This window comes from Hydrocoleum sp. CS-953 (assembly GCF_002260545.1).
Taxonomy (GTDB): Bacteria; Cyanobacteriota; Cyanobacteriia; order Cyanobacteriales; family Microcoleaceae; genus Trichodesmium.
The window spans coordinates 1-8,943 of sequence record NZ_LGSU01001269.1 but is presented as its reverse complement, the minus strand read 5'-3'; the positions used below and the strand labels follow the sequence as shown (position 1 = coordinate 8,943).

Here is an 8,943-nt window from a genome sequence, read left to right as displayed (position 1 = left end):
GGAAAGCTTTTACTTGAGCAAGTTAAATAAAAAAATATAGTAAAATGGTGGTTTTTATTGCTCAATAAGCCCGACAAGCATATCTAAATAAATCTCATATTTTTTGTTTCCCATCTCAAAAAAACAACTATAAAAATTTTCATTATTCCCATTAATGCTAGGATAAAATTAGATAATTTACTAAAAGACAAACCGATGAAATACAACAAACTTGGTGATAGTAACCTCAATGTATCAGAAATTTGTTTAGGCACCATGACTTATGGGCAGCAAAACACTATTGAAGAAGCTCATCAACAACTTGATTATGCTGTTGCTGAAGGTATTAATTTTCTTGATGCAGCAGAAATGTATCCAGTTCCAACTAAGGCTGAAACTCAAGGAAAAACTGAAGAATATATTGGTGAATGGTTGGTTAAACAACAGCGCGATAAATTAATTATTGCCACAAAAATTGCCGGACAAAATCCTAAAATGACTTGGATTAGTGGTGGAAAGAATCAAGTTGACCGCCCGAATATTCAGCAAGCAATAGAAGACAGTTTGCGTCGTCTTAAAACTGACTATATTGACCTTTATCAAATTCATTGGCCTGACCGTTATGTGCCTCTATTTGGCGCCCCAGATTATGACCCAAAAAACGAACGAGATACGACACCTATTGCCGAACAATTAGAAGTATTTGCCGAGTTAATTCAAGCTGGAAAAATTCGTTATTTAGGAGTAAGTAATGAGACAGCTTGGGGAGTCTGTGAATTTTGTCATCTAGCAGAAAAAGTAGGTTTACCAAAAATAGTTTCGATTCAAAATGCTTTTAGTTTAGTTAACCGGATTTTTCATATAAATATAGCGGAAGCTTGTCGATTTAATAATGTGGGATTAATGGCTTATAGTCCTCTAGCTTTTGGTCTTTTAACGGGTAAATATTTGCATGGAGTTCCTGAAAATTCTCGTGTAGCTTTGTTCCCTGGATTTGAACAACGTTATCGTAAAACAAATTTGACTGAAGCAATAACAGCTTATGTAGAAATTGCTCATAAAAATAATATGACTCCGGCACAATTAGCATTAGCTTATGTCCGTTCTAGATGGTTTGTAGCTAGTACAATTATTGGGGCAACAACTATGGAACAATTGAAGGAAAATATTAGTAGTGTGGAGATAAATTTGACTGAAGAAATTATTGCTGAAATTGATGAGGTTCATGCTAAATATCCGAATCCTACACCTTAGAAGAAAAGAATGAATTGAAAATTCTTAAGGTTCAGTTTTTGTTAGTAGATATCGGGATAGAAATTATATCTCTAATTGGTATAAAAAACCATTAAACTCAACCGTTGATTTTTCAATAAAATTTGACTAAGCAGAAGCTAGATCAGCATAAAGACTTTCTAAGTCTAATTTATGGCCAGCTTGGCTGAAGATTTTGTCAACTTGAGCCATATAAATTTTTTAGTAGGGACTTTGTATAGAAAGTCCCTACTATATTACGGTGGCCCCCAATGTGAGTAGAGTTTCTTTTTGGCCTTCAGTTAATCCTGTAGCATCTGTAATATTCATTCCTTCATAGAAGCGTTTTGCTTTGAGAGTTTTAATGCAGCTACCTGTTTGAGTATTCCACAGTTTAATGGTCTGGTCTTCGCTACCACTTGCAACCATCGCTCCGTCATGACTAAAAGCTACAGAACGAATAGTATTTTCATGTCCTGTTAAAGTTTGCCAGAGCTGCCCACTTTCAACATCCCAGAGTTTAATTGTATGATCGTCCCCACCAGCTACTATCAGATTACTATCAGGACTAAATTCGAGCGCTCTAATTTGATTGGTATATTCTGCCAAAGTATGTAGACATTCACCTGTAGTAGCATTCCAGAGTTTAACAGTGAGGTCATCACTAGCACTGGCAATAATTTTGCCATTAGAACTCCAGGCAACTTGACGCAATTTATCTTGATGTTCTCCTATATCTGTAAGCTCTCCCGTTTCAATATTCCATATTTGTAATAATCTACCATCACTGGCGATCGCTAAATTTTGATTATCAGGACTCATCGCAACTGACCACAACCAGTTTGGATAATCTTTGAAAGTTTCCAGACAACTATTTGTATTCATATCCCACAATTTAATACAGCGATCGTCTCCAACACTAATCAGTTTTTTTCCTTCCTCATAAAAAGCAACTAACCAGATCCAGTCTCCATGTCTTTCGGGAAAAATTGAGCATTTCCCAGTCGCAATATCCCATAGTCTAATCTGACCGTCATTTCCACCACTAGCTATTTTTGTTCCTTGAGGATGGAAAGCAACTGATTGAACGCGCTTTGTATGACGACCTAAAGTTTTACTGTCACCTGTTTCAATATTCCAGAGTCTAATTGTGCAGTCGTCACTCCCACTCACTAAAGTTTGACCGTCAGGAGAGAAAGCAACTGACCATACTCTTTGAGTATAACCATTGATAGTCTTCAAAGGTTCACCTTTAGGAATATCCCACAACCTGACACTTTGATCGTCGCTCCCAGTAATGAGAGTTTTACCATCGCTACTAAAGGTTATTGCTCTGACTCGTCGATTTTTTTCCGGTAAAGTCAGTAATAATTCACCAGTTTCGATATCCCATAACTTCACAGTTTGATCTGTACTACCGCTAGCTAGAGTTTGATTGTCAGGACTAAAAATAACTGACCAAACTCGTCCGTTGTGTCCGGGAAAAGTTTTGATACATTTACCACTATGGATATCCAGTAACCTGACAAAATTATCGTCGCTACCAGTAGCTAGAGTTTCTCCATCAGGACTAAATGCGATCGCTCGGACGACATGATTTGGTTGTCGCCAACTATTGATACATTTACCAGTCTGAACATCCCATAATTTTACTGTTTGGTCTGCACTACCACTAGCTATTTTTGTTCCTTGAGCATTGAAAGCAACTTCTACTACCCAGAAAATATGCTCTTGTAAAACGTGAAGACATTGATGAGAGTTAATATCCCATAATCTTACGGTAGCATCATTACTAGCACTAGCTAAAGTATTACCATCTGGACTCAAAGCAATAGACCAAACTTGCCCAGTGTGTCCTGCTAATGTAGCGAGACATTCACCTGTATTAATATTCCATAATTTCACTGTGGAGTCGTTACTACTACTAATTAAAATAGGTTTTTGAGGATGAAAAACAAGAGACCTTACCCAATTAGTATGACCTAAACAATTAGTTATAAACTGACCGTCTGTTACTCGCCAAATATAAATATTTCTATCTGCATCTCCGGTTGCCCAAAGTTTACCATCATCACTAAATGCGACGCAAAGAATACTGCCTAAAGGTTCGGAAAAAATTGATTTAGATAAATTAGAATTAGCAAAATTAATTTGATGTAATTCTACTCCTTGAAGATAGGCTTGACAAATAGTTAAATAAGAAAAATCATAGTTAGTTAAATCGGTATTTAGCTGAGACAATATGTTAATAATATTCCCTCCTAAATATCCAGGAGCTTGAGGAGAATTTTGTTGGAAATTTGAGATAATTTGTTGGAGTTTATTTTCAACATTTATTTTGCCTCCTAGTTCCTGAACTAATCTTTCTAGTAGTGGTTGAATAATCTGACGAACTTGAGTTTCTCGAATATAATCTTTAGCTGTTGCTTTGCAGAGACAGTAGTTATTAAAAATTTGTATTTGAGCCGTCTGAATTTCTTGGGAAATTTCATCTATTAATCGAGCAATAATATATTCCCTGATTACGGGTATAACTATATATCCTAATTCGGTAGTTTTGATGAGCGATCGCCGTTTTAAAGAGCTTAATGATTGGAGTAATTCTTGTTTAGTTTTCCATGAAATAATATCTTCTTTTAATTCCGTATCTGAAGCAGGTTCATAATTAATTGCCAGCCAATACATAATTTCCTGTTCTGAGGTACATAGACGGTTAAACTGGCGTTGATATAAATCGTTAATCTCCTCGAATTTTAGCTGTCCTAACTTTAAATAATCTTCTACAAATTTAGATAAATTCCCCCCTAATACTTCTTGAATACTTGCTGCTACAACTTCCAAAGCAGAAGGATTACCTGCATAATGTTCAATAACTAATTTCCATTCATCTTCTGAGCCATAAAATTCTCCATATTCTGTAAATATTTTTTGACTATTTTCTAGATTTAACCCTTCTAATTCTAAAATTTTTATAGTTTTAGTTTTTTGAGCAATTAAATCCATTGCTTGTGGTTTTTCTCGGCTGGTAATTAACAAACAACTTTGAGATGAGCTTGATAAAATACATCCGAAAATTTTTATAGTTTTAGTTTTTTGAGCAATTAAATCCATTGCTTGTGGTTTTTCTCGGCTGGTAATTAACAAACAACTTTGATGAGATGATTCAGCTATTCGCTTGAATAAATTACCATAACCTTGATAACCTTCCCGATATTTACCTGTCTGATTGCCACTTTTAAGAATTGATTCTGCATTATCAAGTATTAGTAAACAACGAGAGGATGAAAAATAATGAATTAGTCTAGTTATTTTTTCATCTAAAGTTTCTGGCAGTATAGTTTCTTGTTGGTTAGAAAAGAACTTGATTGAATCTTCCAGAATGCTTTCTATTTTGGGAGATGCTTCAAGACTTCGCCAAATTATATAGTTAAAATTATTCTGAACTTTGTTTCTTAATTGAATTGATAAACTTGTTTTCCCAATACCGCCTCGACCAAGGAGTAGAATTAGGTTACATTTTTCCTGCAAAATTGATTTTTTTAATATATCTAATTCTTCAGTACGTCCGAAAAAGTGAGAAGTAGTAGGAGCTTTTTTTAAATCCGAAGATGCAGGTTGAATATTATCAACTATATCTTCCCAATTTAATCCTAAAACTTGGCAGAATGCTTGGAAATTTTTAGGTTTTACACCAGTATTATTTCGGAATCGAAAAGTGAGAAGTAGTAGGAGCTTTTTTTAAATCCGAAGATGCAGGTTGAATATTATCAACTATATCTTCCCAATTTAATCCTAAAACTTGGCAGAATGCTTGGAAATTTTTAGGTTTTACACCAGTATTATTTCGGAATCGCTGCCAGGTGGGTTTTGAAACACTACCCGAAATTTCTTTCTTTCCAATTTTATCCATTGGTAGAAATTTACTAGCTTCATCCACCCAATAATCGTTACTTAATGCCAATGATTTTTCTGTTTGGATTTGCTCAATAGCTTCGTTAATTTTTTTAAGTCCTTCAGATGATGCTTTCAGAGTTTTCACTTAACACCTTAATCCCTGCTTGTCAAGAACAAATTTAGATCATTATACACGAAATCTAACCGATCTGTTTTTGTGCTGGAGTATTCTGAGAGCCAATGTAAAATTTGAAAGTAATCAAATCTATTCAGTTAGTTCTGAAAGGAGAAACATAATGAATTTCTCTTCACTTTTTCAAAGCATAAATCAAACTATGGTGATGAATAGTCCTGGTAATCGTACTCCATCCATGAGTATGTCTTCACCTTTTGGAAATATGGTTATGAATAGTCCTAATAATCGTACTCCATCCATGAGTATGTCTTCACCTTTTGGAAATATGGTTATGAACACAAATCAGACTTCCATTTCTAATTCCAATAGTAATAATAATTCATCTCAGGTTTCCATTTCTAACTCCAATACCAACAATTCATCTATTAACAGCAATTCATCAACGATAACAACTATTAATGAATCTTCTTCAAATTCTGTTTCTAACATTAATGTTGGTGGTTCTACTAATGGGTCCTCTATAACTTCTATTTCTAACATTAATATTGGTGGTTCTGGATCGTCAAACATTTTTGAAGGTACCAATGGTAACGATGTTATTAACGGTAATAGTAGTAGCAATATTATTAAAGGATTTTCCGGCAATGATAGACTCAATGGTTTAAACGGCAACGATATTATTAATGCAGGTTCTGGCAAAGATACTTTAATAGGTGGTAATGGTAACGACATTCTCAATGCAAGTTCTGGTAATGACAGGTTAAATGCTGGAAATGGTAACGACATTCTCAATGGAGGTTCGGGTAACGACATTCTCAACGGAGGTTCGGGTAACGACATTCTCAATGGAAGTTCGGGTAATGACAGGTTAAACGCTGGAAATGGTAACGACACTCTCAATGGAAGTTCAGGTAATGACAGGTTAAACGCTGGAAATGGTAACGACACTCTCACAGGTGGATCTGGCAGCGATCGATTAGTTGCTGGTGCAGGAGTTGACTTACTAATTGGTGTTAATGCTAATGTGAGTACAATTACAAATAATGGAGTATCAACTGTTACCATAACTAGCACTGGCAATGCTGGACGAGGAGAAAGAGACCGCTTAACCGGAGGAACAGGACCCGATCAGTTCATACTTGGAGACAACAGCAATGTCTATTATAACGATGGTAACTCTTCAAATTCTGGCAAAAGAGATTATGCTGTCCTCCAAGATTTTAATCCCAGTGAAGATAAAATTCAACTGAATGGATCGGCAAGTGATTATGTCTTAAAGGTATCAGGTGGCCACACAAGAATTTTCCTCGATGATGATGGAGTTTCTGGTTTGACTCGCCAGGATGAATTAATTGGAATTGTCAAAAATAACACGAATTTGAATTTAAACAGTAGCTCTTTTGAATTTGTCTAATATCAATTTGATAAATTAATAGGTAGGGGCAAATAACTGTTTGTCCTTACTACTCGTTCATAGAAATAAGAATAGATGGTATGACATTTAAGAGTAAATATTTAACGTTTTTTAAATAAAAAATCTATCATACTTTTCACATAACAACTTACTTATTATCCGGTTGACACGGGAGCTTTATTATGAAAGTAACGCAGAAAGTAGAAGGCAGAAACAGAAGGCAGAAAAGTTGGAAAGATTTGGAAAAACTAGCTTTTCATAAACGGATTTTGTATGAAAGCAAAGACTTACTATTAAGTCCGCAAAAAGAGAAATACCCAAATGAAGAACCTGGAAAAATTGTTCTTCCAAATTAGTCAGGACTTACGCAAATAGCCCATGTACATTTAACCTTTTTTAAATAAAAAATCTATCATACTCTTCACATAACAAATTACCCACTATTTATCAAGCACAAAATTAGATCATTATCCACAGATTCAAAATGATCTATTTTTGTGCTGGAATATTTTAGAACCTCATGTCAGACTGAAACAAATCAAATTCATTCAACTACTTCTAATATTAGAATCAACTTATTAATTAGGTTAATTTTCAGTATTAGAGAAGTCTGAATCACTAAAAATTAAGGAGAAACTTAATATGAATCTTTTTTCATCTTTCGGAAGTATGCAGATGAGTAGTCCCTTTAATGGCAGCTCATCAATGAGTATTTTTTCACCCTTCGGAAATATGCAGATGAATAGTCCTTTTAATGGCAGTTCATCAATGAGTATTTTTTCACCCTTTGGAAATACATTTACGAATAGTAATCAGACTTCCATCTCTAACTCCAATACTAACAATAATTCATTCACAACTAGCATCTCCTCTACAGCAAATACCACTAACAGTAGTTCATCAACTACAACGATTTTTAATGATTCTTATTCCAACATTTCTACTGACATTAATTTTGATAATAAAACTCAGGATATCCTAACAGAATTTACAGAAAACGAGCCACTGGTTACAAATAATAACTTTGACCAAATAACTGGTGAAATTGTAGTTCCCGATTTTACTCAAGATGAACCTTTAATACCAGATACCTCTAATCAAGAAGCACCCATTCATTCATTTTATATCAATGGTGTTAATAACACCTTGGAAGACTACCGAAATACCATCCCATTAGTAAATAATTTACTAGCCACAACAGGTATTAATTCTCAAGTTCAAGAAGAAACATATAATTTGTCAGGCAAACCAAAACCTATTAACTTCGACTTTGCTCAGTCTATTATTCAAGCTGTTACTCCAGGAAATGATTTTGAAGGTACACAATTTACTAACAGTGTAGTTGAAAGAATTCAAAATATTGATCAAGCAAATAGTTTGGAAGATAAATTTTTAATTATTGCTCACTCCCAAGGCAACTTTTTTGCTGAAGATATATATAATCAACTGCCCGAAAATATTCAGGAAAGAACAAGAATATTAGCTTTTTCTCCCTTTACAGACTTCCAGGGAATTAGTTCCGATAATGTTGACTATTTATTACGAGAAGATGACTTTCCTAACCGTCTGAAAAATCTACCAGGAATAGCTGTTCCTGAAGACCAACATAATCTTCCTAGCTGGCCAGGGAACTTTATACAATCTTTTTTTCCAGGAGATAGAGACTCACACAAAATCGAAAATTATCTAGATATCAATCAATATCCCCAGGGAAGTCAAGAAGATTTATTAGTAGAAGAATCATTCGAGCAAGCAAAAGTAAAAATTCAGGAATTAATGAATTTTGACTCTGCTATATATCAAGAAGAACAGACAATCAACCAGGGATTTGAAGATTCAAATTCTGACTCATTTTGGGGATTCCCAATTAATAACAACAATGATACTTTCGCAGGTATTGGTAATCTAATATCTGAAGGAAGTAGCTTTATTTTTGGTTGGTAATATAGCAATTTTTAGGTTTGCTACGACAAGTAGAAAGTCTTAGCAAACCTGCTAGGTTTTGAATCTTATAATATTATTAGTAATCCTTGTAGTGAAAATCCTTGAAATGGTTAAAAAATCCCAAGAATTAAGAATATCCGAGATTGAAGAAAAATACCCTAATCAATGGGTGGTAGTAGACATTACTGAAAAAGATAAGTATGGTTTTCCTGCTAGTGGAAAAGTATTATTGCAAGAAAGTTCGATGGATTTGATTTTGAACAAAATTGAATCTTTTCAAGGGGATTTGTACACATTCTATACTGGTAGTATTGATGGGAAGGTT

General features: G+C 34.4%; 6 protein-coding genes. 4 read left to right on the top strand and 2 right to left on the bottom strand.

The annotated features are described in order from the left end of the window. Positions 1-195: 195 nt before the first annotated feature. A complete protein-coding gene (locus AFK68_RS22270) occupies positions 196-1,233 on the top strand; it encodes an NADP(H)-dependent aldo-keto reductase (protein WP_094675184.1) in 1,038 nt (345 codons plus the stop codon). 249 nt (positions 1,234-1,482) lie between these two features. On the opposite strand, the gene AFK68_RS22265 is transcribed toward AFK68_RS22270, so the two are convergent. Both AFK68_RS22265 and AFK68_RS22260 read right to left on the bottom strand, forming a co-directional pair. Continuing rightward, complete coding sequence (locus AFK68_RS22265; protein ID WP_256386626.1) at positions 1,483-4,776, bottom strand: NB-ARC domain-containing protein; 3,294 nt, start codon at positions 4,774-4,776, stop codon at positions 1,483-1,485. 151 nt (positions 4,777-4,927) lie between these two features. Continuing rightward, positions 4,928-5,269, bottom strand: coding sequence for a hypothetical protein (locus AFK68_RS22260; protein ID WP_094675180.1), 342 nt, complete (start codon positions 5,267-5,269; stop codon positions 4,928-4,930). 151 nt (positions 5,270-5,420) lie between these two features. Between AFK68_RS22260 and AFK68_RS22255 the strand changes: the two genes are divergently transcribed. The 3 genes from AFK68_RS22255 to AFK68_RS22245 form a co-directional block, all read left to right on the top strand. After that, entirely contained in the window at positions 5,421-6,674 is a 1,254-nt protein-coding gene (locus AFK68_RS22255) for a calcium-binding protein (protein ID WP_094675178.1), read from the top strand. 642 nt (positions 6,675-7,316) lie between these two features. Next, on the top strand, positions 7,317-8,618 hold the full coding sequence (locus tag AFK68_RS22250) for a hypothetical protein (protein ID WP_143438144.1): 1,302 nt from the start codon (positions 7,317-7,319) through the stop codon (positions 8,616-8,618). Between the two features lie 106 nt (positions 8,619-8,724). After that, on the top strand, positions 8,725-8,943 hold a 219-nt coding region (locus tag AFK68_RS22245; RefSeq protein ID WP_094675174.1), incomplete at its 3' end, for a hypothetical protein.

Excerpts from the sequence above, each read along its gene's own strand:
- AFK68_RS22255 (WP_094675178.1), top strand. The coding sequence starts at position 5,421 with ATGAATTTCTCTTCACTTTTTCAAAGCATAAATCAAACTATGGTGATG.
- AFK68_RS22270 (WP_094675184.1), top strand. The coding sequence starts at position 196 with ATGAAATACAACAAACTTGGTGATAGTAACCTCAATGTATCAGAAATT.
- AFK68_RS22250 (WP_143438144.1), top strand. The coding sequence starts at position 7,317 with ATGAATCTTTTTTCATCTTTCGGAAGTATGCAGATGAGTAGTCCCTTT.